This is a genomic window from Bacillus cereus group sp. MG20, from assembly GCF_040459885.1.
Lineage (GTDB): Bacteria > Bacillota > Bacilli > Bacillales > Bacillaceae_G > Bacillus_A > Bacillus_A cereus.
In genome coordinates this window covers 565,287-591,870 of sequence record NZ_JARVHF010000001.1, presented here as the reverse complement: position 1 = coordinate 591,870, position 26,584 = coordinate 565,287, and the positions used below count along the sequence as shown (strand labels likewise).

Here is a 26,584-nt window from a genome sequence, read left to right as displayed (position 1 = left end):
TTTGTTATGAACTTATCGATTTTTTATGAACTGGAATTGTTGTCTAAAGAGTTGCAACAGATTTTTTTATAAATTGAAAGACAAGGAGACGAACTTGGATGGAGTATTGGAAGCACACAATAAATATATTGAGGAGTACATGTTTGAAAACATTAAATCAATGGAAAATGAAATATTTTGTTGGAATGTCTGAGCTGCGGACCAATTCTATCACTTTAATTAACTAAAAGAAGAATTTCCCCATCCCGATTAGACTACTGATCATTCCTATTCCACTCATGGTGCCTTTTCCTGCTGTAAGTAAGTTTCCAAGCATTCCTAGCTGACCGTTACCTCCGTTATTTCCCCATCCCATTGGGGCCCACGGACTACCCCATCCTGGAGGGTTTCCAAAAACACCCGAGTTATTGGTATTGAAATGAAAAGGCTTGGCTGGCGGCGATAGTAAAGCTGCAAGATGACCTTGTGCGAACATCCCTGTATGATTGAATGGTTGCGCCCAGGGGAAGGGAGGTTTTTGAAAATTAAAACCTGCATGACCTGGTAGTGGAGTCCAATTATCGGGATGTCCTTGGGGCATCATCCCTGCATAATTGATTGGCTGCCCCCAAGAGAAGGGAGGAGGTTGGGGATTGAACCTCGTATAATTGGCTGATGAATCCCAACTAACTGGATAGACTCGGTAACTCCAATTCTCAGGAAGCTTCAAATCATTCATTACCTCAGATTTAGTTATTTCGGGCTGTGAATATAATGAAATTTGGTTAGTATATTGTTCCCCGTTTCCCTTTGAATTCAAATACCAATATTGGTCCATACGCTTATTCTCCTCACTTTAAAAATGTAATGTTAGACTTAGCCTATGTAATATTCCTTTTTATGGATGGTTACATAACTAGATCTACAAGCCTGTATTTAAAGGAATGGGTGCGTGGTCTTTTTGATTTTTCTCGCTGCCCGTAAAATACCCATTGATTTAAAGTTTCACTTTATTTTAGAAGGTGATTTTCAGTTGCTTATTTTGTGTATTTCAGCCTAATTTAAATTCCGTTAACAAACGTTTTTATAAAGGTTTCATCAACAAAAAGATTTTAAAATGGTATGTTGAGCAAGTGGAATTGCTAAAAAGAGAATATCCATTCGAAGAGTTTGGCAAAATACTGCAAGGGTAATGTTTTCTTGTGCAAATATGTAAACGATTTAAACGAATCAATGAAATTTATAATGAAGGGGCAATTAAATATATGAGTGAAACATTACATAAAAGAAAACCACCATATGTAATGCTTGTAATCCTTTTTATTGGGGCATTTGTTTCATTTCTAAATAACTCTCTTTTAAATGTAGCCTTGCCATCAATAATGAAAGATTTAAACATTCAAGATTATTCAACGATCCAGTGGCTTTCTACAGGGTATATGCTTGTAAGTGGTATATTAATTCCGGCATCAGCATTTTTAATAACGCGTTTTTCAAATAGGAGCCTATTTATTACATCTATGGTGATTTTTATTCTTGGTACTGCCTTAGCGGCTGTAGCACCGAACTTTGGTTTATTACTTACTGGTCGGATGGTTCAAGCGGCAGGCTCTTCAGTTATGGGACCTTTGTTAATGAATATTATGCTAGTAAGCTTTCCGAGAGAAAAAAGGGGAACAGCAATGGGGATTTTTGGACTAGTTATGATTACAGCTCCAGCAATTGGGCCGACACTATCAGGTTATATTGTAGAGTATTATGACTGGCGCTTGCTTTTTGAAATGATTTTACCGTTAGCAATCATTAGCTTACTGTTAGGGATTTGGAAATCTGAGAATGTCATGAAACAAAATAAAAATGCAAAACTTGATTATCTCTCATTACTATTATCTTCTGTCGGTTTTGGTGGTTTGTTATATGGATTCAGTTCTGCAAGCTCCGATGGCTGGACGAATAAAGTTGTCTTAACAGCCTTAATCATAGGCGCTATTGCCTTAATTGCTTTCATTATCCGTCAATTAAAAATGGATGAGCCGTTATTGGATTTACGTGTTTACAAGTACCCAATGTTTGCACTTGCGTCTGTAATTGCAATTGTCAACGCGGTGGCCATGTTTTCGGGTATGATTTTAACACCAGCTTATGTACAAAACGTCCGTGGTATTTCGCCGCTGAGCTCTGGGCTGATGATGCTTCCAGGTGCGGTTATAATGGGGATTATGTCACCAATTACAGGTAAACTATTTGATAAATATGGTCCTCGGATTCTTGGCATAGTGGGGCTTTCCATTACAGCTGTTTCAACTTATATGTTGGCAAGTCTGCAAATTGACTCTAGTCACACACATATTATTCTTATCTACACACTGCGGATGTTTGGGATGGCGATGGTTATGATGCCACTTATGACAAATGGTCTTAATCAATTACCAACTCGCTTAAATCCGCACGGTACAGCTGTTAATAATACGGCTCAACAAGTGTCCGGTTCGATTGGTACTGCTATTCTTGTTACGATTATGAACTCTGTAACAAAAACAAAAGCTGAAAGTTTAATGTCTCATATAGATCCAACAACCTTTACAGAAACTACGAAGGCAATAGTAACTCAGAAGGCTTTATTATCTGGAATTCAATATTCATTTTATGTAGCGCTTGGCATGAATGTTGTTGCACTACTATTAGTTTTTTTCGTTAAACGTGTAGATACAAGTGCGGAAGCTGTTGAGAAGTTAAATCGGTAGAGAAGAATAAAACGCTTGATAATGATTCCTACAAGTTTTTTACTGCTAAGGCGTCGGTATTTAAAGCTGGAAAAGAACTAAAAGAAGCAGAGAAATAATTATATAGTAAAAGAGGACCTGATGTTCATATCAGGTCCTCTTTCATTAGTAACACGGTATACTTGCTTATCGTATTGGTTTAACTAAACTACTGATTTTTCGAATACTACAATCTTAAGCTCATCAACTTTTCTATTTTGGGGTGTTTTAGAAGAAAATAAATCAAAATAATCGTTTTTATAAACAAATACAAGAGATGAGATCCGTTTGCAATTTCTCATAAATATTACAAGTCTAGATTATCTTTTAACACCAACATTAAAAGGCTCCAATTATATTTATTCGCTTCATTTTAATTTAGTATTTTTCTACAAGTTATAAATTTAATTGCCAAGCTTATACGCAATATCATAATCATGAATAGTTAGGGAAAAGATAAAATAAGGTAATCAATTACATATCTTTATCCCAGGCGATTAGTTGCTATTTCTTCTTTATTAAATGGGATATGTTATCCCGAATTAACGGGCAGTAAGACCCCCACCTCAAAATTTAGCGGAAGCAAAGAAGTTAGGTGGGGGACCAACTGCCCGTAAAAGCCCGATTGGTTCAACTAATAATCAGTGGGGGATGAACAAAACCCCCACTGATTAAAGTTTCACTTTATTTCATGCTTTTTTGAAAGGATGTTTTAAATGGAAAAAAAAGTATCTGCCATTCCTCAGCCGAAAACATATGGACCGCTGGGTAATCTCCCATTAATCGATAAAGATAAACCGACGCTATCCTTTATCAAGATAGCGGAAGAGTATGGTCCCATTTTTCAAATTCAAACTTTAAGTGATACCATCATTGTCGTTTCTGGACATGAATTGGTAGCAGAAGTTTGTGATGAAACACGGTTCGATAAAAGTATAGAGGGTGCTTTAGCAAAAGTTCGTGCCTTTGCTGGGGACGGATTATTTACTAGCGAGACTCACGAGCCTAACTGGAAAAAAGCTCATAATATTTTGATGCCTACATTTAGCCAACGGGCAATGAAAGATTACCATGCCATGATGGTCGATATTGCTGTACAACTCGTTCAAAAATGGGCACGACTTAATCCGAATGAAAACGTAGATGTTCCGGAGGATATGACTCGTCTTACGTTAGATACAATTGGTCTATGTGGTTTTAATTACCGATTCAATAGCTTTTATCGTGAGACCCCTCATCCTTTTATTACTAGCATGACCCGTGCTCTAGATGAAGCGATGCACCAATTACAGAGGCTGGATATAGAAGATAAACTCATGTGGAGAACGAAACGTCAATTTCAGCATGATATTCAATCTATGTTTTCTTTAGTAGATAATATTATTGCTGAACGTAAAAGTAATGGGAATCAGGAAGAAAATGATTTACTTTCCCGTATGTTAAATGTGCCAGATCCGGAAACTGGTGAAAAATTAGATGATGAAAATATTCGTTTCCAAATTATTACCTTTTTAATAGCTGGACATGAGACAACAAGTGGATTGTTATCTTTTGCAATTTACTTTTTATTAAAGAATCCGGATAAGTTGAAAAAAGCCTATGAAGAAGTAGACCGTGTTTTGACAGATCCTACTCCAACATACCAACAAGTTATGAAACTGAAGTATATACGGATGATTTTAAATGAATCGCTACGTCTATGGCCTACCGCTCCAGCATTCAGTCTCTATGCAAAAGAAGATACAGTGATTGGCGGGAAATACCCAATTAAGAAAGGAGAAGATCGTATTTCTGTTCTTATTCCACAGCTACATAGGGATAAAGATGCATGGGGAGACAATGTGGAAGAATTCCAACCTGAACGATTTGAAGAGCTGGATAAGGTTCCTCATCATGCTTATAAGCCATTTGGAAATGGCCAGAGAGCATGTATCGGTATGCAATTTGCACTTCATGAAGCCACTCTTGTAATGGGAATGCTTCTTCAACATTTTGAATTAATCGATTATCAAAACTATGAGCTGGATGTAAAACAAACATTAACGCTAAAGCCCGGTGATTTTAAGATTAGGATTCTACCCCGAAAACAAACTATTAGTCATCCTACTGTTCTTACACCTACAGAGGACAAGCTTAAAAACGATGAAATTAAGCAGCACGTTCAGAAGCCACCTTCTATTATTGGGGCCGATAATCTTTCACTTCTTGTTCTGTACGGCTCGGATACAGGTGTAGCAGAAGGTATTGCAAGAGAATTAGCAGATACAGCTAGTTTAGAAGGGGTTCAAACGGAAGTGGTAGCTCTTAACGATCGAATTGGAAGTTTGCCAAAAGAAGGAGCGGTACTTATTGTGACTTCTTCTTATAATGGAAAACCGCCAAGTAATGCAGGGCAGTTTGTGCAATGGTTGGAGGAACTAAAACCAGATGAGCTAAAAGGTGTTCAATACGCAGTTTTTGGTTGTGGAGATCATAATTGGGCTAGTACCTATCAACGGATTCCAAGATACATTGATGAGCAGATGGCTCAAAAAGGAGCAACAAGATTTTCTAAACGCGGAGAAGCAGATGCAAGTGGTGATTTCGAGGAACAGCTTGAGCAATGGAAACAAAACATGTGGTCTGATGCGATGAAGGCATTTGGATTGGAGCTCAACAAAAATATAGAAAAAGAGCGCAGTACTTTGAGTCTGCAATTTGTTAGTCGTCTTGGAGGATCTCCTCTTGCGCGAACATATGAAGCAGTTTATGCATCTATACTAGAAAATCGTGAACTCCAATCACCCAGCAGTGATAGAAGTACACGACATATCGAGGTATCTTTGCCAGAAGGCGCTACATATAAAGAAGGAGACCACCTTGGAGTGTTGCCAGTTAATAGCGAGAAAAATATCAACCGAATTTTAAAACGTTTTGGATTAAATGGGAAGGATCAAGTTATACTGAGTGCAAGTGGACGAAGTATAAATCACATACCTTTAGACAGTCCTGTTAGTTTATTGGACCTTCTTAGTTATAGTGTTGAAGTTCAAGAAGCTGCCACTCGAGCACAAATACGAGAAATGGTAACATTCACAGCATGTCCTCCTCATAAAAAAGAATTGGAAGCATTATTAGAAGAAGGAGTTTACCATGAACAAATACTAAAGAAACGGATTTCAATGTTGGACCTTCTTGAAAAGTATGAGGCTTGTGAAATCCGATTTGAACGCTTTTTAGAACTTCTTCCTGCGCTCAAACCGCGTTACTATTCTATTTCAAGCTCTCCACTCGTTGCACACAATCGTCTGAGCATTACGGTCGGTGTTGTTAATGCGCCTGCATGGAGTGGGGAAGGGACATATGAAGGAGTCGCTTCTAATTACTTAGCTCAGCGTCATAATAAAGATGAGATTATCTGTTTCATTCGAACGCCACAATCAAACTTTGAATTACCTAAAGATCCAGAAACACCAATTATTATGGTTGGGCCAGGTACTGGAATTGCACCATTCCGTGGATTCTTGCAAGCGCGTCGTGTTCAAAAGCAAAAAGGTATTAACTTAGGACAAGCGCATCTATATTTTGGTTGTCGTCATCCTGAAAAAGATTATCTCTATCGTACAGAATTAGAAAATGATGAAAGAGATGGATTAATCTCTTTACACACAGCTTTTTCTCGTCTAGAGGGACATCCAAAAACATATGTACAGCATTTAATAAAACAAGATAGAATCAATTTAATTTCGTTATTAGATAATGGAGCTCATCTTTATATATGTGGTGATGGAAGTAGAATGGCTCCGGATGTAGAAGATACCCTTTGTCAAGCATATCAAGAAATTCATGAAGTCAGTGAACAAGAAGCAAGAAATTGGTTGGATCGTGTGCAAGATGAAGGGCGATATGGAAAAGATGTTTGGGCTGGTATATGAATGTTTCTTAATTAGTTACGTATTAACTAATAAATTTCACTTTATTAGTATAGTGTATCTAGATGAATAATGATTAACCGGACTATTTAGTATCTACTAAATAAAAAACAGGACCTGATATTCATCTATCAGGTCCTGTTTCACATAGACATTATACATGGATATTTTCCACATATTATCAATGTTTGTAATGTAGTTAGCCTTGTGGGTCAGCAATAAAATCAGATATTATTTTTTCGATATCGAAAGGAGTAATCCCTTTATCCAAAGAAAAAATGCTTTCTGCTTCTTCGATTTCTTGAACGAGTTCACCTCTAGCTTCAATATGTAATCGGAACAAGTCATATAAATTCGGTTTAACTAAATTAGTTAAAGCCTTTCCAACTAGTATCATACCTTTTTGATTAGCCTCGATGGTATTATCATAAGTTAGATCTCTTGTAAGAGACAAATCTGTCCAAATCAATTTTCGTTCCTTTAAGTCTAAAATAACTGGAATAGAGATTTGGGTGTCGGCAGTAATATCCACTTTATCTTGAACAGTAGAAGGTTCAAATACTTCACCTGAACCAGGATATTGACGAACCATCCAACCAGTAAAGCATTCTGGTAAATCTTTATATGGTTGGTCTGTGTAAGAAAGCAAAGTCATAACTACATAGCGTCCACCATATTTCAGCACAGACGGAATATCGAAATCAATGAATTCAGATGCTCCCTTTGGTGCAGAAGTAATATCTCCGCTATGGTAGGCTTTGAAATTTTTTGAACGTAAGTTCGTGAAGGATACATGTTCTTTGTATTGCCAATCTTCGTCGTACATTGCAGCAGACAAATCAATGTCAACACGTCCTGTATGTTGTCCATTCACATAGCCTTCTTTCCACCATAGGAAAAAACGAATCGTATCTCCTTCTGGCAAATCTACTTTACTTCCTCGAGATAATGTGCGAAGCGCTTTGCTGGCTGAACGTTGAGAGAAGGGAACTAAGTGATTTTTTAACTGTTCATCCAAAAATACTTTTCCAAGACTTGGAAGTTCCGTGAAGCGATTTTTTAAAGTATCTTCACACATTTTTACAATCATTAAACAAATATCCTCTGAGATAAATGGAAGTGTATTTTCAATACCTATAGCTTTTGCTACATTTCCCTTTGGAAAAAAGGTACGAAATTCATTTTTATCATTTCGATGCTTAAAATGAGCCGTGAGTTGAAGTAATACAGGAGTAGAAACGTTTCCTATTATACTTAGAAAATCTTCGAGAATATTGAAAACATCTGTTGACTTATTACTACATAAACGGATTAAATGATCCAAGCGTCTGGCAAATTCCCCCGGGCGAGTTTTTAAAAGATTTTTCGCTGTCATGATATCACGATTCAACAAAGCTGCTTCTATTTTTCCATTAAATGTTTCAACTTTAATGTTGTTGCGAAGCATCTCAAATGCTCGGTGGGTTTTTGGGAAACGAGTATGATATTCTGCTGGATGAAGAATTTCACCTAAACGAATCCAACGTTTTTTGTATCGAATCATATCTTCGGTAATGTTTCCGCATTGCTCTAACAATCCTAAAAGGAAGCGTCTTTCTGCTCGGTTAAACTTCTTGAATCGAACGGAGGATGCTAAACTCACATCGCCTTCAGATAAAGCAACTGCAAGGCGAAGAACATCAGTTGCCGTTTTAAAATACTTTGCAGCAGCATCGGCTGATATTTTTCTGTTTATTAATAAAACCCCAATTATAAAAGACATATTTTCCTTATGAGGAATTACATTAGGTAGAAAACAGGAAACATCTTCAGTGTGTGTAATAGCCCATTCTACATCTGTCTTATCAGTTGAGGAAATAGAGCTGTTTGCACTAATCAATTGAGAAATCATTTGATTGAAATCTTCTTCACTTCCTAAGTCAATAACTTTCAAATCAACGCTATCTAAAAGAGGGAGTCGTTCTTCTACTTTTGATACAGGTAGGCGCAACGTCACATAATGAATAACGGCATTGATGTATAAATCAGCGTCACTTAAATCCATCATTTGTTGCGGAAAGTTGGGATACATAGGAGTAAACTGAATATGTGCACCAACCATTTCTTTTAAATGTTTTACCAACTCTGTGTAAAACGATGTGAATGCATCAACCGAAAGTGTTTGCAACTCTTCTATTAAAGGCTCGGAAAAAGTAAATCCTAAACTTTCCAAGTTTTTTAAAACAGTGGCTAAATACATGTTCGGTAGTTTATTTTCTTCTCTTTTTATAATTACTTTCAAACTTCTTCTTATGTAAATAGAATTTTTCATGAGAACGCCAGCTATTCACTCCTTATAAAAGAGGGGAATAGTCTGACTGTCCTCCTTTCAGTGGTAGATTTTTATTTTTACATGCATAAACACACTAATTGTAGAAAAATGCACTGAGGGTATAAAGCTATTTTTTAGTGAAAAATTAGGGGTATAACATTTAGTTGTTAAGTGGTAATTTGTTAATTAAGAAAAGAAAACCTCTACATCAATGGTTGATAAACTAAAGTTTATTCAAACCCAAAGAAGAAAGAGGTTTTATAGTCTAATTATTTTCATAGGAAATTGACAACTCTAAAAAAAATTGAAATTTCTACAAAGAAGGAAGAATTGTCATAGCCTATGTGTTTAGCAGGAAAGTAACATCCCTATTTCGCCAAAGAAGTTAGAAGGAAGGAACGTCATAGCCTGCTTTATTAGTATATTCTCTTGCGGAGAGCAATTCAAGTATACTGTCTGATTTTTTAAAGTTTTCCTAAATGGGAATTTTCATGTTTATCCCGTATTAAAGGAGGATTTTTATTTTTGATATATTATGGAATGGAGTTGAATGAGTATTATAAATACAAAAGGTGAAATTAAAAAAACAAAAAGAAAAGTATTACTAACTATACTTACTATGTTAGTAATTATAATTGGATTTGGATATTGGAAACTTTTTAGTTTGCAAGGTGTTCCAAAAGGGGAATTAATTCGAACAGTGAAATCTCCAGATGGAAAATATCTCATCAAGACTTATTTTCATAATGCAGGATCATTAAGTGCGGATGCTGTTAGGGGTGAATTAGTTAACCTTGATACAGATTCAGAGAAAAATATATATTGGAATTATCCAGATACCGATCCATATATTGAATGGGTAAATAAGAATATTGTTAGAATTGGAGATCAAACTTTAGATGTTTCGCAGAAAGAAACCTATGATTGGCGTGATGATGATAAGCACGTTAAAGAAATGCCTAAACAGTTTAGTAGATAAAACAAGAAAATTTAAATGTATTTAATCTTATTTGTTTAACTATAGATAGTATTATATGAGTGAAAGAGTCCATTTAAATCTTCTAAATGGACTCTTTTAGGTTTCTAGATACGACTACTGATAAAAATGGAACAAACTTGTTACTTAGGTTGTCTATTAAGTATACGTATAAAACAGGTGTTCATGATAGTTCAATCATTTTATGAAAAGTGAGATGCAAGAAGAGTGATATCCGATACACTCTTTAATTGTATCGATATGTATAACACCTAGAAAAACTATATATTCTTGAAAGAGGTTGAAAATATATGATAGTCTTAAACAAGTTTTTTAACATTTTACATTACAAAAAGATGGTACCTGTAGTATTTCTTTCGTGTGCAACGCTTATAGGCTGTTCCGATGGCAATACTCAGTCTGAATTACCTAAACAAACAAAACAAACGAAACAAACAAATCAAACCAAACAAGAAACTACTGGTAATGATTCTTTTGCTAAACTTGAAAAAGAATTTGATGCTAAACTCGGTATTTATGCATTGGACACTGATACGAATCAAACCGTTACGTATCAATCAGATAAACGGTTTGCATACGCATCTACCCACAAAGCTTTAGCTGTGGGAGTACTTTTACAAAAGAAATCAATAGAAGATCTAAATCAAAGAGTTTTGTATACTCGTGAAGATCTTGTTAATTACAATCCAATTACAGAAAAGTATGTTGATAGGGGTATGACTCTGAAAGAGCTTGCAGATGCTTCCCTTCGATATAGTGATAATACTGCCCAAAATCTTATTCTTAAACAATTAGGTGGACCTAGTGAATTCAAAAAATCACTGAGAGAAATAGGAGATACCGTTACAAATCCTGAACGTTTTGAACCAGAGTTAAACGAAGTGCATCCAGGAGACGTACATGATACTAGTACCCCAAAGGCATTAGCTACTAGTCTTCAGGCTTTTGCGCTAGGAGATGTACTTTCAACTGAGAAACGGGATTTATTAATAGATTGGATGAAAAGGAATACTACGGGAGACAACTTAATTCGTGCTGGAGTTCCAGGAGGATGGGAAGTAGCTGATAAGACTGGATCAGGATCTTATGGAACCAGAAATGATATCGCAATTATTTGGCCACCAAATAAAAAGCCAATTGTTCTTGCGATACTTTCTAATCATGATAAAGAGGATGCTAAATACGATGATAAGCTTATTGCAGAAGCAACCAAAATAGCGCTGGGTGTCTTAAAAGCTAAAAATAAATAATAATAGTATTAGTTATTGAAATTTTCTTGTTTTTTAGTCACAATACTGTGACGGTCTTTTTGTGTATTTTACAAAAGATCGTCTTAAGTAAAGAAAGAAGATAGAAACCATCTCTATTAAGTTTATTAACTAAGTAACAACAAATATATGCTTTATTGGATACTTATTGCATTTAATGTGGAGGAATAATATGGAGTCAAAAATTCTTATTGTTGATGATGATAAAGAGATTAGAAATCTTATCTCTGTATATCTGGAAAATGAAGGCCTAAAAACTCAAAAGGTAGAAGATGCTATACAAGCTTTACAACTGTTAGAAGAAAAGGAATTTGATTTGATTATTTTAGATATTATGATGCCGAATATGGATGGCATTGAAGCATGTATGAAAATTAGGGAAGATCGCAATATGCCTATCATTATGCTATCTGCAAAATCTGAGGATATAGACAAAATTCAGGGCCTAGCCTCTGGTGCAGACGATTATTTATCAAAACCGTTTAACCCACTAGAATTAATTGCTAGGGTAAAATCCCAATTAAGAAGGTTTAAAAAATACAATGCGTCCATAGAACATAATAAAAGTATTCTAGAAATTGGTGACTTAACCGTAAATACAGATACACGTCAAGTATGGGTAAGGGGAAAAGAAACAAGGTTAACTCCAAAAGAGTTTGCTATTCTCGAACTACTCGCCCGCAACAAAGGGATTGTCCTGAGTGTAGCAAAAATATATGAAGCAGTTTGGAAAGAGGTTTTTTATAAATCAGATAATACCGTCATGGTGCATATTACAAAAATAAGAGACAAAATTGAAGAAGATTCTAAACATCCCATTTATATTAAAACTGTTTGGGGAATTGGGTATAAAATATGAAGAATGTTAGTTTCAGAAATAAGATTATTATAAAACTTCTTGGTGCTGTTGCAATTAGTTTTTTTATTTCATTTGGTTTAACAATTCTCATTGTGCAATACGTCATAGATCCATTTTTTATAAAACACGAAGATTTTGGCATGTTTGAAGTGAGACTCGCAATGTTGTTCTTATTTACGTTCGCAATCTTAAACTTTATAGTAATCTTTTTGCTATTGGTTCGAAAGAAAATAGTATATTTGAAGCTCATTTCGGAAAATGTGAATGATATTGCAAATGGAAAACTGGGTTTAACAATTGGGATTAAGGGGAAGGACGAATTGACCCAACTTGCTCAAAATATCAACTATATGTCCAAGGAATTGGAGAATACATTTGAACAAGAAAGACAATTAGAACGTACAAAAAATGAACTTATCACCAATGTATCTCATGATTTACGCACACCTTTAACATCTATTATTGGCTATATAGATTTATTAAAAAGAGGGCAATACAACAGTAACATACAATTACAGGAATACCTTGAAACCACGTATTCAAAGTCACAGAGACTGAAATATTTAATTGATGAGCTGTTTGAGTATACTCGTTTATCAGGTATAGATGCTAAGTTAAACCTTAATGAAGTTGATTTATCAGGTTTGTTGGAACAAATAGTTGGAGAATACATACCTATATTTGAAAAGGAAAGTTTAATCGTTCAAAAATCAATTACGCAAGAAACAATACCTATCTTCATAGATGTAGAAAAAATGGTACGTGTTTATGAAAATCTTTTTATGAATGCGATAAAGTACAGCATGAAACCATCCGAATTATCTATATGTCTTGAACTAATAGGTAACAAGGCAATGTTGAAAGTATCAAATAAAGTCGAGAAACCGCCTGTTAGCGATCCAAATAAATTGTTTGAAAGGTTTTTCAGTGGGGACAAGGCAAGAAAAGATGACCAGGGAAATGGACTGGGACTTGCTATTTCAAAAAGAATTGTTGAACTTCATCATGGTAATATACATGCAGAATATAAAGATGGTTGGATGTCTTTTATTGTTGAACATTCAATTAGATAGAAAGCTTATGGAACTACAGGTTCCATAAGCTTTTTTTAAAACTTAAGAAATCTTAAGGATTTTACGGGGTGTTTCCTAATTTTCATAGTTTATCATGGGTGTATTCAAAGTGATGAGGTGAGCAAAGAAGATAAAAGGAAAGATTTCATTGTAGCTTAAGTGTGGAGGTAACATGTCTATTTTGTTAGTAGTAAACAAATTTAGTAGCTTATTGTAATGAAATAAAAAAATGTAGGAGGATATAAATGATAAAGCCAGTTGTAGATGTAAAAAACATTCAAAAATTGTACGGTAAAAAAGGTGAGAATCAATCAAACGCATTAAAAGGTGTATCATTCTCAATTCAAGAGGGAGAGTTTGTTGGTATTATGGGGCCTTCTGGTTCTGGTAAAACAACATTATTAAATGTAATTTCAACGTTAGATAAAGCGACAGGCGGCGTTGTTGAAATTGCAGGAACGGATATTACGAGGATGAAGCAGGGTGAACTTTCTGATTTTCGTTCACAAAAGTTAGGATTCATTTTCCAAGACTTTAACTTATTGGAGAATTTATCCATCTATGAAAATATCGCACTCTCACTTTCACTTCAAGGTGTTTCATCTCGTAATATTGGAAAGAAAGTAGAAAAAGTAGCTGATATGTTAGGCATTACAGCTATACTTCAAAAATATCCTTCTGAAGTATCTGGTGGACAAAAGCAACGTTCCGCAGCAGCACGTGCGTTAGTTCATGAACCAGCAATTATTTTGGGAGATGAGCCGACTGGAGCTCTAGATTCTAAAAATGCAACGAGTTTACTTAATGCCATGACAAGCTTAAATAAAGAGCAAGGTGTATCCATTATGATGGTTACGCATGATCCTTACAGCGCAAGTTACTGTCAACGTATTTTATTCATTCAAGATGGTGAGTTATATAAAGAAATTCATCGCGGTAGTACCCGTGAAGAATTCTATAAAGAAATTTTAGATGTGCTTGCAAACTTAGGCACACAAAAAGCGTAAGGAAGGAAGTTCAATCATGTTATTTAAGCTTTCTATGTCAGGCCTAAAAAGTAAGTTGCAAGATTACATTGTTTTACTTGTTGGTCTTATTGTCTCTATTTCAACTTTTTATATGTTTCAAACGCTAGCATCCAATAAAACGTTCCTTGAATCTAACTCTTCTATTAGGGATATTGTGGCTGTCTTTAAAATTGGTTCCGTTTTGTTAGCGATTATCACATTTTTCTATATTTTATATGCAAACTCTTTCTTATCAGCTCTTCGTCAAAAAGAATTTGGTATGTATATGATGTTAGGAGCAAAAAAGCATAAAGTTACCTTACTTATGTTCATTGAAACAATCATATTAGGTGCCACCTCTCTTTTGATTGGAATTACAATTGGTGTAGGACTTGCAGAAGGTATCGGTCAGCTATTAATGAAACAACTCGAGTTTGCTGGCGAAGGTTATAAAGCATTTTATCTGCCATCTATAGCTATTACTTGCATCTTTTTCTTTGCACTCTTTGTATTATCTGCAATTATGAATAGTATTAAATTATCTCGTATTTCTGTACTGCAACTTGTACATGCTGATGAACAAACAGAACGTGTTGCCATAAAAGGAAAAATGACAGTTGTAGTTGCATTCCTTGGTATTCTTTTATTGGGTATTGGTTATGCATCACTTATTTATATATCATATGCAAATTCGCTAATTGTTTTGGGATTAATGGCTGTTGGATTAATCTCAGCAACTGTTGGTACTTACCTTATATTTGGATCACTTCTTCCAGTTATGATTAACAAGCTAAAGAGTAATAAAAAACGTAGTGAAAAAGGCCTCAATGCTTTTACTTTTGCACAATTAAATTTCCGCATTAATAGTCTAACAAATGTGCTTGCAACAGTAGCAATTTTAGTGGCTCTTGGTGCTGGTGGAATTGCTTGTGGTATGGCATTTAAAAACAACATCCTAAAAATTACAGATCAAATACAAATTTACGATTCAGTCATTCATAATCCAACAGTGGAAGAAAAGACAATTTTGGGTAGTATCTTATTTCAAGAAAAACTTGAATATCATTACAAAGTTGATGATAAATATGTTTATTATCTTAAAGAAGATGTAGAGAAAAATCGCCCTTTCTTGCAAGGTATGAAAATAGAGAAAGCTTCAGAGGAAATACCAATTGGTGCATTTTCAATAAAACGGGCTGAAGGAGAGACAGACACAAAACAATGGATTCAGGTTTTCAGAACGATCCAGCCCAATTATTTATATCCTGATTATGAAATAAAAATTGTAGATTATAACATATACAATGGATTGAAGGGGAAAGAAAGTATTGTGTTTATGGGGAAAACAGATGATTTTGGATCATACATAAAAGAATGGAAAAAACTTGATGAATTACAGATAGCAAAATATAAAAATGTGAAAGCGGAAGAATTGGGTAGTAAGTATCAAACATATATTATGAGTCATGATTTTGCCAGCGGACTAATGTTTATGGGTTTCTTCGTTGGAATTGCATTTTTAGCAATGATGGCAAGCTGCTTAATGTTTAAAGTTCTGTCGGGAGCATCAAAAGATGTAACACGTTATCAAATGCTTCATAAAATTGGTGTTCGCCGAGAGTTATTAACAAAATCGATTTATAAAGAGTTATTCTTCATATTCTTATTCCCAGCAATTGTAGGGATTACTCATATATTAGTTGGTATGAACATGTTTAGCCCTCTTGTAATCGATCCGTACTCTCGCATTTGGTTACCACTTGTTATTTTTGTAGTAATTTACTCGATGTATTACTGGATTACTGTTCAATTATTTAAAGGAATTGTACTCCCTAAAAAAGATTAATGTAATGATGTTGTTTATCTCGCATTAACGGGCAGCACGATTGGTGAGGGCTCATAATCAGTGGGGGATGAACAAACCCCACTGATTAAAGTTTCACTTTATCTTCTACTGTACCTTGTAACTACATTTTACCTTGCTGTAGAGAAACAAAAAAACATTTTTCTTATTCAATAATTCCAATTTCTAGAGCCTTTTGAACAGCTTCTTCTTTGTTACGGACTCCCAGCTTTGTATAAGCTGTGGAAGCATAATTTCTGACCGTACCATTCGATAAATATAACCTTGATGCTATGGTAGTGTATCGAAGTCCCTTTGCTACTAGCTGCAATATTTCTATCTCCCTAGCTGTTAGCTCATAAGCGGTTGCTTTTGATTGTGGTGTCTCTTTTTGCTCATCAAATTTCTCAAATATTTTGTGAGACATTCCTTGATCAATCAGTGTCCCACCTTTGTGAATAAGTCGGATCGTATTAGCTAGCTCCAATGTTTCAATAGATTTGAGTAAAAAACCATCCGCACCGTTGCGAAGCGATTCCAACGCCTGTTCGGTATCCTGAAAAGTGGTAAAAATCAATATGCGGATATGTGGCCATTGTTGCTTAATCTTTTTGGTTGCTTCGACTCCATCCATGTGTTGCATATCTAAATCCATAAGTATAACATGAGGCTGAAGGCGCCCACACAAATCGATGGCTTCATTGCCATCCTCGGCCAAACCGACTACATTTAAATCTTCATATCTATCGAGTAGTGTCCTCAAACTTTCCCGAACAAACGGCTGGTCGTCTACAATTAACAAACGAATAAGTCCATCTTTTATTTCAGTTTGTCGCGGTATGGTACATGTAACAAGCATTCCTTCATCTGGCTTTGTATATACAGACAATTGACCTTGCAAATTCATTGCTCGTTCTTTCATTGCATTCAGACCGAAGCCTTCCTGCCATTCTACATTTCCTTTTCCATTATCTTGAACTTCTAATCTCGTATATTGTTGTTCAAACTGCAATGAAACTATAATTTCAGTTCCCTGACCATGACGTACTGCATTCGTAAGGGACTCTTGTAAGCAACGAATGAACGCTATCTTCGCTTGCCGAGACAATTCATATTCCTCTCCGTATGCCCGAAAACTTACATTAACCTGAGCGTGCTCCTGAAATTCGGCTCCAAGATTTTGGAGAGATTGAATTAAGGAAGGCGATTGACAAGGAGACTCCATTTGATGTAGGTAACCTCTCACGTCCTCGATGCTTTTACGTCCCATTTCAAGCAGAGAATCTAGCCTCTGTATACCCATTTCAGTAGCAAGTTCGGTGCGCAACGTTTCCATCCCCATAATAATAGAAGTATAAGCGTGACCAACTGTATCATGAAGCTCACTCGACAGTCTGTTTCGTTCTTCCGCCAGTGTAATGCGTTCAATCTGAGACATATATTGCTCAAGTACTGCGTTTTGTTTACGAATTGATTCATTTTGTTTATGATTGACGATTAATAAATGAAAAGCGAATCCCATTACATATGCGAATCCATAATAGGTGACCATAATCCAATAGCTATTACTTGGCGAGACCGCATAGAAAATTCCAGTTGTTATAAAAACCGTTATTGGAGCTGTCCAATAATAGGACAAATGCTTACTATTCGCAGCAATTAGAAACACTGATATAAGAAATGTGTTGTAAGCCCCTGGAAATAATGAGGTTAAATATATACATAGTCCACCATACAGCAGTATTTCTGTGAACAAATAATATTTATAATTGAATAGTAAGGCTACCCATGGAACAGAGAAGGCAATAATTTCCCAAAGAATAATAATCCAAAGTGGTAATGTTAAACCATCCTGAAAATTTAATGTAGCTAGAATGATAGACACACTAGCAAGTAGGCGTACCCCTAACATAATCCAATCATACCAAAACCAATACTTAACCATATCTAACAAGTCCTTTACCCCCTAAATAGCCTACCATTTTACTTCCTATATTATAATTTAATCCTTCCTGCCTTATTATACTTTTTAATTTAAAACTACGATACTACTCACAAACTGCAAACTTCTATTGATTTAGTTGCCGAATCATACTACGTGTATAGCCCCCAATTTTCTTTGTCAAACCATCGACTATTCTAATACTTATGGCGGTAAATACTATACCCATAAACATTACAAAGAGTGACTTGGCAAAAGTATCTATTTGTATAAATATAATATTCATATCGATGTATCGATACAGTAGTGGTGTCAACAGGAACATAAGTGGCATTACGTAAAAAATGATTGCACTAATGAGACTGAAAATGCCAATCGTAAATTTCTGCATTAGCCAATAGACAGCACACCAAGTGCGACGATCTGTTAGCACTAATTTCACCTGAGACCAGTTCGATGTATCCATTGTTATACTTCTATCGTAAGAGTCTGTTGAAATATCTGTATAAATTTTCGTCTGTATGCGCTCGAATTGGATAAAGGGTGTGGTAGTCTGTAGTACGCGTATAACTAGTGGAATCCCAACAACAGTAAATGAAAGGGTTAAACTAAATAGCAGAGCTATTAGGTAAAAACAAAAATAAAACAATCCTGTACCGAAAGTTAGCAATAAAAAATAACCATTCTGGATGAATCTTGATTTCATAAAGTTCATCGCTCCTATCTATGTAATAACCGAATCATACTGCTTTTTTTGTCATTCTCACTAGTGTAAAAGTGTCATATGACAGTTCTAAATGATGTTAAAAAGGGGAGAGCAGCTTACTTCTGGTTAAAAAAGATGCTTTTATCCCGCTATTTACTGGGCAGTAAGACTCCCACCTCAAAATTCAGCGTTAGGTGGGGGCGGGCTGCCGGTAAACGCACGATTGGTGAAGGCTAATAATCAGTGGGGGATGAACAAAAACCTGCTGATTAAAGTTTCACTTTATTAATCCTCACAAAACAATCCCGTTCTTACATCTGCAAGAACGGGATTGTTTTGTACTTTTATTTAATATGAGATGGACTTGTTTTTCGAATATGAAAAATAATATCAAATTGCTCAAACAATGAAGTATCAAAATACACCGAACTGTTCGGGAGGATTTGTCCCCCTATACTTAGTAATGGTCTTTTTGCTTTAACCCATTTTTCTGCTTGTCCTTTAAGGTGACGGTTATCCAATAAAAACATTTTATATGGCACTTTTCCGAGAGTATAATTGAAACTTTTTACATCTTGTGGAATAGTGTCGGTTGTAATCTTACCTCCAGTGGAAGGATCATATTCGCTGTATAAGGTAAAATTCCCCTCCGTAGTTGTACTACCAATTGTGACATAATTATTGTCTAAACGTTCCTTCAAAAACTGCCCCGCAACATAAGGGTATAATTTCTCATCGATAATTCCTTTAGCTATATGAATATTGTGTGCCCATACCATCGTTTTACCACCAAATGTCTCTTGTGCCCACATTGCATGATCGGCCAAGTATTGTTCATGTAGTTTTATTATACTTGGATAGTCGTTAGGAAGTAGCATTGTGGTAAATTTCTCTATTGCACTTGCCGTTGCTTTCGCCCAGATGTACTCGGATGGAATTATTTCTGTGTTGGCTTGCTCATTCTCATCTTTTAGTAATCGGGCTACTCTCTCAGCGTTTGCTTTAAACTTCTCTTTTCTTTCAGGAGCAAGTTTCATATATTCCTGTATACTTCCAGTAAAAGAAGACAATTCTTTATAATTTTCTTCTACTTCTGCCAGCAAATCTGGTCGATGCAGCCTTACATAATCAATTACTTTATTAAAGCTACCTTGGTCCAATGCCTTTAAGTCGAGCCCAATAAATTGGATCTTTTTTTTATTGGATGGATCAGCATTATAATCTTTCATCCACTCAATCATGGCTATAATTTCATCAGTAGGATATAACAATTTTAAAAATTCCCTAGGGTTTCCTTTTCCTGTTTGGATATATTCATTTAGTTTTAAGCCGTTTCCCCAATCTTCTTCCATTGCAAAATTCGTAAAACCCATTTCAGTAACCAAATATTTCACAAGGCGAAACTTCATAGTAAAAATTTCAGAGCTTCCATGAGTATTCTCTCCTAATCCTACATATTGCGCGTTCCCAATCATTTTCTTAAGTGGTTTTAAATCTTCAAATGGTTTTGACGGCTCTATCGTTTTTAATGGGTTAGCCTGTGATTGTATTGATTTAACTATATTTTTTTGGACTGATTGACCTGAATTTTCGACTGCTACAGTTTGAGCGTTTCCTACTTCCGCGCATCCTGTGACTAATAAAGCTGTACTAACCATTGCAATCATTCTTTTCTTATTCATTTTTGCCCACCTCAATTGAATTATTTTCAAAAGCAAGATTGATTCATGTACTTGCACGAATCAATTGCCTTAATTTAATTGTTATTTATTCCATATCATATTTTCTAGTTACATATTGTCATAAGATTAATTGACACAAGTCATAGGTTAATCATTACACTTTTGTACTATCGGCTATGACAGTTTATAAATAATAATTAAATTGTTGAATCGCAAGTAAGACTAGATTATGAATTTGGGAGGGATTTTAAAGATGAATGATCTGTATGTCAAAATATTTTTATTCTAAGTTGTAGCTGTTGAAATGACAGGAAGTAAATTTGATAAACAAATGAATAAAAGGGGAAGGGCGGATTACAATGTTATTACACGGAGAAGCATTCCACAATAAAGATAAAATCCATCGTGCTAAAATAGGACTTCAACTTTTTCTAAGTATCTTAACCATTACTTCTATTATTCTAAATGTAGTAGTAATGATTACTAAAAGTATGCCGCTTATTGTGGTATATATGTTTACCCCAGCATTTTCTTCTATTTTGACTCGCATAATATTGAAAGAAGGGTTTAAAGATGTATCTTTTAGTCTCGGTAACTTAAAGATATGGAAGGGGATTGGTTTTGCTCTGTTAATACCTATGATTATATGTGGAATTACTTATTCTATCGCCTGGTTGAGCGGAATTGCGAAGTTTCAGCCCCCGCAAGGTGGTATGCTAGAACCTATTTACAATATACTTGGATTTCAATATCTACCGATACCATTAAGTTTCATTTTTATAGTAGTACTGAGCGGAGTTTTAGGAAGTTTGCTTAACTTAATCCCAGTTATGGGGGAAGAAATGGGTTGGCGAGGTTATATGCTCACAAGGCTAATCGATGCAGAGTTTTCACGCCCGATCCTTATTAGCGGATTGATTTGGGCAACGTGGCATGTTCCAATTGTTATTGCTGGTCTATATGTAGAGGGAACATCCGCCCTACTTTCAGTACTTGGCATCTATTTTTGTATTGTGCCATTCAGTTATATTACAGCTTATTTACGACTTATCACAGGTAGCGTTTGGCCTTCGATTATCATTCATACTACTTGGAATGCCATTATTCAAGGACCTTTCGCACGTGCAAGTACAGGAGATCAAACTGAGATTTGGATTGGAGAATCTGGTTTGATAACCGCTATTATTATCTTGGCTACTGCAATAATTATGTCTCGAATCCGTAAATTTTACTAAATAGCATACGGATTTGTTTTAAATTTAATTAGTGTAATATTAAGATGTTGAAATAAGATGCTCCTAAAAATATTAGAAAAAATCTAGTTGAACGGACTCTTACTTAATCTTAGGCTGCTGGATATATGGAAGGCATCAAGCTAAGGGTTTAATTTATAAAAATAAACTTGATTGTCATAAAAAAATAATGTTTTTCATTTAAAGGCTATGAGATGAAATTTCATCATCTTCATCACATTAGACCTTCAGGAAATAAAAAGTTAAACGATTATACAAATACTCTAACTGAAAAAACGATAGTCCTTTTATCAAAAATGTAGAAGGACTATCGTTTATTTTTTTGACAAAATTAGGGATTGATGTTCATAAAAATGGATAATATAATTCGTATTTTACGTAAAGAGAAAAATTTTCCCCTAGAATATTAAGCTAAATCTCTTGGTGTGACGGTTAATTTAAGTTTCACTTTATGACTTGTAAAGGGCTGTTCAATGCATCGTACTATTAAAAAATCTAAATTTAATTATTAAATTGCGATAAAATGTGGTCGGAAATAATGAAATTTTAGGAAAAATAAGGTACACTAGTCTATGATTTTAGTTGAAAATCGTTTGACGTTAATGCATACGGGGGAAAGATTGATGAACAACAATACAACAAATGAATCAGTTGAAGAAATTGATCAAAAACGAGTAAGATCAAAAAAACGTTATACAAATTGGAAGTTTATCGCAGCGGGTATTGGTGTAATTGCACTTCTTATTGGGGGAATGAGTTATTATCAGGCAACTCACTTCAATTCGAATGTTACAATTAATGACACAAAAGTTGGTGGTCTGAGCGCTGATCAGGCAATACAAAAATTAAAGACATCTGGACTAGCAAACAAAGTCTATGTTGATCAACAACAAATTTTAGATGAAAAAGATACAAAAACGGAACTTACGGAAAAAGATTTGCCTCAAGTTAAGAAACTATTAAAAAGTCAGTGGACATTTTTCCCTTCCTCAAAGGGAGAAAATTATTCATTGCTACCAGAGAAGGCAGATCAGTATCGTAGTGAAACGATGAAAAAACTTGTAGAAGAAACGCTCATCTCAATGAATGAAAAGTTAAAAGCGCCTCAAGATGCTATGGCGAAGCTAGAACAAGGAAAAATTGTTATTTCGAAAAGTGTTGAAGGAAAACAGTATGACGTTACTAGTCTACTGAAAGATTACGATAAGCAAAAATATAAAAGCGAAATTCATCTGAAGTCTGCATACATAAAACCTATTAAAGAAGACGATCCGATTGTCAAAAAAGAGGAGAAAGCACTACAGAATCTTCTTGGGCAGTCTGTTGAGTATAAAGTGCAGAATGAAGTTTATCCTTTAAAAGCGAAAGATTTAATTCAAAATGCTTCTATGTCAAAGGATATGAAAGTTACAATTGACGCGAGCGACATTAAGAATAAAATTACTGAAATTAATAATGCCAAATCAACATTAAATAAAGATTTCTCATTTAAAACGCATTCTGGTTCAGTCATATCAGTAAAAGGGCAAGGCTACGGCTGGGCACTAGATGTTGAAAAAGAAACTAAACAAGTTCAACAAGCCTTTGAGAAAGGCGAAAAGTCGCTTTCTGCTTCTAACATTCACGGAAATGGTTGGGAGAAGGAAGGTATCGGTTATAAAACAACAGCGAATAATGGCATCGGAGACACGTATGCGGAAGTTTCAATTGCAGAGCAACAAATTTGGATTTATAAAGATGGGAAATTAGTCGTTACAACAAATGTAGTAACGGGTAAACATAGCACGGGTGAAGATACATCACCAGGTGTTTGGTACGTCCTATACAAACGAACACCATACACGCTAAGAGGTAGCGCAGTAGGGAAAGCTGATTATGCAGTTAAAGTAGATTACTGGGTTCCATTCACAAATAGCGGTCAAGGATTCCACGATGCCGGCTGGCGAAAAGACTGGGGAAATAATGCTTATTTAACAGGAGGATCAGGTGGGTGTGTGAACCTTCTTCCTAATGTTGCAAAAACTGTATATGATAGTTTGAACACGTATGATCCAGTAATTGTGTACTAAAAAATAACTACGTATCTAGAAATAAACAAAGTAGGAAATCTTACCTGATGGTATATGAAAAAACACCTCTTGCATTCGCATACTAAGTGTGCAAATGTAATGGAGGTGTTTTTGTTTGAATATAAAAGTGTATTGCTTATAAGAAACAAAGTAGAAAGAGATTAAGAATAAGTATTCAAATAATCAATAAAATTGACAATGAATATCATTTTCACTTAATATAGAATCGTCGCATTTAATTAGACATGAATTTTTTGTTAATATAATAGATTTCTATTAAGTTGTCATATTTACGAACTATCATTAAATATTTTAAGAATTTAAACGTAGGAAAGGGTAATATAAAATGAACTGGAAAAAAGGCGGGTTATGGGTTATTATTTTTTTCGTTGTAAAAGGCACGATTTCTACACTTTTAATCGTTACAGGTGCTAAATATTTTGATTTATCATTTATGCAACTTATCTTATTAATTCTGACCTTATTAGTGATTTCTCTAATAAGTCGAAAGTTACTGTATAGACATAAACAAAACAAAAAGCAAAAAGAGCTAAATATATAATGAAGCCCCAGAGACCATTGGATTTCTGGGGTTTTATTTTGATAGTTTTTTCGCATCCACATTAATTTAACAGAATAGGTTGTCCAAAATGATAAAATTGATGATGTTTAAAATGCTTCAGTTATTTTTACATAAGGATTGTAGAGAGCCTTTGAATCAATCTTTATTCTGAAGCGACAGACACGTATAAATTATGCTCTTTTTTCAATTGGTAGTTTAAATGTAAAAGTACTGCCTTCTCCTAATTCACTTTCAACTGTAATTTCTCCTCCGTGTAGTTCGACAATCCATTTTACCATCGACAATCCTAAACCTGTGTTTCCGATGTTTGAAGATGTGCGTGCTGCATCAACTCGATAGAAGCGGTCCCATATTTTAGTAATATGTTGCTCGCTGATGCCTATGCCATTATCGGAGACTTTACCTATTATGTTGGTTTCATCACGGAATAGTTGCATATTCACAGTTCCGCTCGCTTTACTATAAGCAATCGCATTCGTTAGTAAATTCATTAATAAACGCATCATCAATGTTTGATCTGCTTTAATAAATAGGTCTTCCTCTATATTAGTTGTTATATCAATCGAAGCTTCTTGAACCATTAATGAAAGCTCTTCTACAACGATTTCCGTTAATTCACTCATATTGATACATTCAAATTGAAAAGTATTATGGTTTCCTTGGTCAGCTCGTGCTAATAATAAGAGTTGTGAGATTAGAGCGGACATTTTACGTGATTGCTTTAAAATTACTTCTAACGATTCTTCCATTTCTTTCGGGTTATCCCTCTGCGATAAAGCGTATTCGCATTGTGAAATAATAACAGATGTTGGTGTTCTTAATTCATGAGATGCGTCAGATGTAAATTGTTTTTCACTTTCAAATGATGTCTCCAATCGCTCAAACATTTTGTCAAAGGTTTGTGCTAAATGATACATTTCGTCTTTCGGTGAACCTTGTAAATTAATTCTCTTCGAAAGGTCTTTACCATCACCAATTTTACTAGCTGAATCACTCATTTGTTGCACAGGTCGAAACGCCCTTTGCGTAATAAAATATCCTCCGAATGCCGCAATAAGAATAAGTAATGGGAATGAGATGATTGTTACCACGATAAGCGTATTCATCGTTGAGGATAATTGGTTCATAGTCATTATTCCACGAACCCAGACTTGCTCATCGCCGCCTGCATTATGGAGAAAATCATATACTATCCATTCTTTATTGCCGTCTTTAATGGTTTGTATTTCATCGGATTTAAGCGATATTTTTTTATTAAAGCTTGTTGGACTATGTCCTACCAACAGCTCACCTTGTTTACTATAAATACTAAGATTTACTCCATCTTCTAAGGTTTCAAAATCATCGTCAATCTTTAACTGCCCATGCTTATATTCGATATCTTCCATGCTTTCTTTTACTGTGCTCTTTAATTGATCTTTCATATTAAAAAGCAAAACTTTATCTGAAGAAGTTAAAATAAAAGCTAACACGAGTGCCATAATAATTACAATTAGCCCCGTATACCACAGGGTCACTCTCATTTTTATTGATAGTCTTTTCATGATTCTACTCGCAATACGTAACCAGTTCCGCGCACTGTATGAATTAACTTCGTTTCAAACTGGCTATCAATTTTTTTACGAAGATAGCGGACGTAAACATCAATAATATTCGATCCGCCTTCATAGTCGTAATTCCACACATGTTGCTCAATTTTATCTCGTGTCAGCACAACTTCTTTATTACGAATCATATATTCTAAAATAGCAAATTCTTTACTGGAAAGAGTGATAACTTGGTCTCCTCTTGTTACTTTATGCATATTGCAATCTACCACTAGGTCAGCGATTTCAAATACATTAGATGTATTTCCTGTTTTTCTTCGCATTAACACTCGAATTCTTGCTAACAGTTCATCAAAAGCAAACGGCTTTACTAAATAATCATCCGCACCTAAGTCGAGTCCTGTTACACGATCATCAATTGTATCTTTAGCTGTAAGAAGCAAGACAGGAGTTGCATTATTGTCCGCGCGTAATCTTTGTAATACGCGTAAACCATCTATTCCGGGAATCATAATGTCAAGGACAATCAAATCGTAGGTAGCCATGTTTATATAATCCAGGGCATCTTCTCCATTCCCACATGCATCGACACTATAATGTTCTGCATTTAATCGTTTCACCAATATATTTTGTAAGTCTTGTTCATCTTCGACAATAAGAACTCGCATTAACATTCTCCTTTTCTTCTTATTAATATGTATCACTATAATTCCAAAACATTAAAGAAAGATTAGAAACTAGTTAATTATATCATTTTATCCCGCATTAACGGGCAGTAAGACTACTCCCTCA

General features: G+C 35.0%; 18 protein-coding genes. 11 read left to right on the top strand and 7 right to left on the bottom strand.

The annotated features are described in order from the left end of the window. Positions 1 to 223 precede the first annotated feature (223 nt). Complete coding sequence (locus tag QCI81_RS03065) at positions 224 to 817, bottom strand: hypothetical protein (protein ID WP_000373136.1); 594 nt, start codon at positions 815 to 817, stop codon at positions 224 to 226. 427 nt (positions 818 to 1,244) lie between these two features. Here QCI81_RS03065 and QCI81_RS03060 point away from each other — a divergent pair, with 427 nt between their 5' ends. After that, entirely contained in the window at positions 1,245 to 2,723 is a 1,479-nt protein-coding gene (locus QCI81_RS03060; RefSeq protein WP_071731923.1) for a DHA2 family efflux MFS transporter permease subunit, read from the top strand. 734 nt (positions 2,724 to 3,457) lie between these two features. Further along, positions 3,458 to 6,655, top strand: a complete 3,198-nt coding sequence (gene cypD, locus QCI81_RS03055) for a bifunctional P-450/NADPH--P450 reductase (protein ID WP_071731924.1) — start codon at positions 3,458 to 3,460, stop codon at positions 6,653 to 6,655. A 196-nt stretch (positions 6,656 to 6,851) separates the two neighbouring features. On the opposite strand, the gene QCI81_RS03050 is transcribed toward cypD, so the two are convergent. Continuing rightward, the gene (locus tag QCI81_RS03050) at positions 6,852 to 8,963 is read right to left on the bottom strand and encodes a TerD family protein (RefSeq protein ID WP_071731925.1); all 2,112 of its coding nucleotides are present in this window, start codon (positions 8,961 to 8,963) and stop codon (positions 6,852 to 6,854) included. 550 nt (positions 8,964 to 9,513) lie between these two features. Here QCI81_RS03050 and QCI81_RS03045 point away from each other — a divergent pair. The 6 genes from QCI81_RS03045 to QCI81_RS03020 all read left to right on the top strand — a co-directional run bounded on the left by QCI81_RS03045 (position 9,514) and on the right by QCI81_RS03020 (position 16,013). Next, positions 9,514 to 9,942 carry a DUF5412 domain-containing protein gene (locus QCI81_RS03045; protein ID WP_000022543.1) on the top strand — a complete coding sequence of 143 codons (429 nt, stop codon included), beginning with the start codon at positions 9,514 to 9,516 and terminating at the stop codon, positions 9,940 to 9,942. 308 nt (positions 9,943 to 10,250) lie between these two features. Next, a complete protein-coding gene (gene bla / locus QCI81_RS03040) occupies positions 10,251 to 11,210 on the top strand; it encodes a class A beta-lactamase (protein ID WP_071731926.1) in 960 nt (319 codons plus the stop codon). A 190-nt stretch (positions 11,211 to 11,400) separates the two neighbouring features. Then, positions 11,401 to 12,087 carry a response regulator transcription factor gene (locus tag QCI81_RS03035; protein ID WP_071731927.1) on the top strand — a complete coding sequence of 229 codons (687 nt, stop codon included), beginning with the start codon at positions 11,401 to 11,403 and terminating at the stop codon, positions 12,085 to 12,087. Next, the gene (locus QCI81_RS03030; protein WP_071731928.1) at positions 12,084 to 13,160 is read left to right on the top strand and encodes a HAMP domain-containing sensor histidine kinase; all 1,077 of its coding nucleotides are present in this window, start codon (positions 12,084 to 12,086) and stop codon (positions 13,158 to 13,160) included. Before QCI81_RS03035 ends, QCI81_RS03030 begins: the two co-directional genes overlap by 4 nt. A 245-nt stretch (positions 13,161 to 13,405) precedes the next feature. Then, the gene (locus QCI81_RS03025; protein WP_071731929.1) at positions 13,406 to 14,167 is read left to right on the top strand and encodes an ABC transporter ATP-binding protein; all 762 of its coding nucleotides are present in this window, start codon (positions 13,406 to 13,408) and stop codon (positions 14,165 to 14,167) included. Positions 14,168 to 14,183: 16 nt separating this feature from the next. Further along, positions 14,184 to 16,013: an FtsX-like permease family protein gene (locus QCI81_RS03020; protein WP_071731930.1), complete on the top strand. Its 1,830-nt coding sequence runs from the start codon at positions 14,184 to 14,186 to the stop codon at positions 16,011 to 16,013. Positions 16,014 to 16,176: 163 nt separating this feature from the next. Here QCI81_RS03020 and QCI81_RS03015 read toward each other — a convergent pair whose 3' ends face one another. The 3 genes from QCI81_RS03015 to QCI81_RS03005 all read right to left on the bottom strand — a co-directional run bounded on the left by QCI81_RS03015 (position 16,177) and on the right by QCI81_RS03005 (position 20,340). Beyond that, positions 16,177 to 17,964 (bottom strand): helix-turn-helix transcriptional regulator, encoded by a 1,788-nt coding sequence (locus QCI81_RS03015; protein ID WP_053564014.1) that lies wholly within the window; start codon positions 17,962 to 17,964, stop codon positions 16,177 to 16,179. Between the two features lie 115 nt (positions 17,965 to 18,079). Then, a complete protein-coding gene (locus tag QCI81_RS03010; RefSeq protein ID WP_071731931.1) occupies positions 18,080 to 18,658 on the bottom strand; it encodes a sensor domain-containing protein in 579 nt (192 codons plus the stop codon). Positions 18,659 to 19,002: 344 nt separating this feature from the next. Further along, positions 19,003 to 20,340: an erythromycin esterase family protein gene (locus tag QCI81_RS03005; protein WP_001036229.1), complete on the bottom strand. Its 1,338-nt coding sequence runs from the start codon at positions 20,338 to 20,340 to the stop codon at positions 19,003 to 19,005. A gap of 359 nt (positions 20,341 to 20,699) precedes the next feature. On the opposite strand from QCI81_RS03005, the gene QCI81_RS03000 reads away from it, so the two are divergent. From QCI81_RS03000 to QCI81_RS02990, 3 genes are all read left to right on the top strand, one after another. After that, positions 20,700 to 21,575 carry a CPBP family glutamic-type intramembrane protease gene (locus QCI81_RS03000; RefSeq protein ID WP_353810606.1) on the top strand — a complete coding sequence of 292 codons (876 nt, stop codon included), beginning with the start codon at positions 20,700 to 20,702 and terminating at the stop codon, positions 21,573 to 21,575. A gap of 641 nt (positions 21,576 to 22,216) precedes the next feature. Then, a complete protein-coding gene (locus QCI81_RS02995; RefSeq protein WP_053564017.1) occupies positions 22,217 to 23,662 on the top strand; it encodes a L,D-transpeptidase family protein in 1,446 nt (481 codons plus the stop codon). A gap of 346 nt (positions 23,663 to 24,008) precedes the next feature. Further along, a complete protein-coding gene (locus tag QCI81_RS02990) occupies positions 24,009 to 24,224 on the top strand; it encodes a hypothetical protein (protein WP_001104104.1) in 216 nt (71 codons plus the stop codon). Positions 24,225 to 24,415: 191 nt separating this feature from the next. Here QCI81_RS02990 and QCI81_RS02985 read toward each other — a convergent pair whose 3' ends face one another. Next, positions 24,416 to 25,789, bottom strand: coding sequence for a sensor histidine kinase (locus tag QCI81_RS02985; protein ID WP_071731933.1), 1,374 nt, complete (start codon positions 25,787 to 25,789; stop codon positions 24,416 to 24,418). Continuing rightward, entirely contained in the window at positions 25,786 to 26,460 is a 675-nt protein-coding gene (locus QCI81_RS02980) for a response regulator transcription factor (RefSeq protein ID WP_001264528.1), read from the bottom strand. Before QCI81_RS02980 ends, QCI81_RS02985 begins: the two co-directional genes overlap by 4 nt. Between the last annotated feature and the right edge of the window lie 124 nt (positions 26,461 to 26,584).

Bases quoted from the DNA above. Each gene is read 5' to 3' on its own strand.
- QCI81_RS03065 (WP_000373136.1), bottom strand. From the start codon at position 817: ATGGACCAATATTGGTATTTGAATTCAAAGGGAAACGGGGAACAATAT.
- QCI81_RS03060 (WP_071731923.1), top strand. From the start codon at position 1,245: ATGAGTGAAACATTACATAAAAGAAAACCACCATATGTAATGCTTGTA.
- cypD (WP_071731924.1), top strand. From the start codon at position 3,458: ATGGAAAAAAAAGTATCTGCCATTCCTCAGCCGAAAACATATGGACCG.
- QCI81_RS03050 (WP_071731925.1), bottom strand. From the start codon at position 8,963: ATGAAAAATTCTATTTACATAAGAAGAAGTTTGAAAGTAATTATAAAA.
- QCI81_RS03045 (WP_000022543.1), top strand. From the start codon at position 9,514: ATGAGTATTATAAATACAAAAGGTGAAATTAAAAAAACAAAAAGAAAA.
- bla (WP_071731926.1), top strand. From the start codon at position 10,251: ATGATAGTCTTAAACAAGTTTTTTAACATTTTACATTACAAAAAGATG.
- QCI81_RS03035 (WP_071731927.1), top strand. From the start codon at position 11,401: ATGGAGTCAAAAATTCTTATTGTTGATGATGATAAAGAGATTAGAAAT.
- QCI81_RS03030 (WP_071731928.1), top strand. From the start codon at position 12,084: ATGAAGAATGTTAGTTTCAGAAATAAGATTATTATAAAACTTCTTGGT.
- QCI81_RS03025 (WP_071731929.1), top strand. From the start codon at position 13,406: ATGATAAAGCCAGTTGTAGATGTAAAAAACATTCAAAAATTGTACGGT.
- QCI81_RS03020 (WP_071731930.1), top strand. From the start codon at position 14,184: ATGTTATTTAAGCTTTCTATGTCAGGCCTAAAAAGTAAGTTGCAAGAT.
- QCI81_RS03010 (WP_071731931.1), bottom strand. From the start codon at position 18,658: ATGAAATCAAGATTCATCCAGAATGGTTATTTTTTATTGCTAACTTTC.
- QCI81_RS03005 (WP_001036229.1), bottom strand. From the start codon at position 20,340: ATGAATAAGAAAAGAATGATTGCAATGGTTAGTACAGCTTTATTAGTC.
- QCI81_RS03000 (WP_353810606.1), top strand. From the start codon at position 20,700: ATGTTATTACACGGAGAAGCATTCCACAATAAAGATAAAATCCATCGT.
- QCI81_RS02995 (WP_053564017.1), top strand. From the start codon at position 22,217: ATGAACAACAATACAACAAATGAATCAGTTGAAGAAATTGATCAAAAA.
- QCI81_RS02990 (WP_001104104.1), top strand. From the start codon at position 24,009: ATGAACTGGAAAAAAGGCGGGTTATGGGTTATTATTTTTTTCGTTGTA.
- QCI81_RS02985 (WP_071731933.1), bottom strand. From the start codon at position 25,789: ATGAAAAGACTATCAATAAAAATGAGAGTGACCCTGTGGTATACGGGG.
- QCI81_RS02980 (WP_001264528.1), bottom strand. From the start codon at position 26,460: ATGCGAGTTCTTATTGTCGAAGATGAACAAGACTTACAAAATATATTG.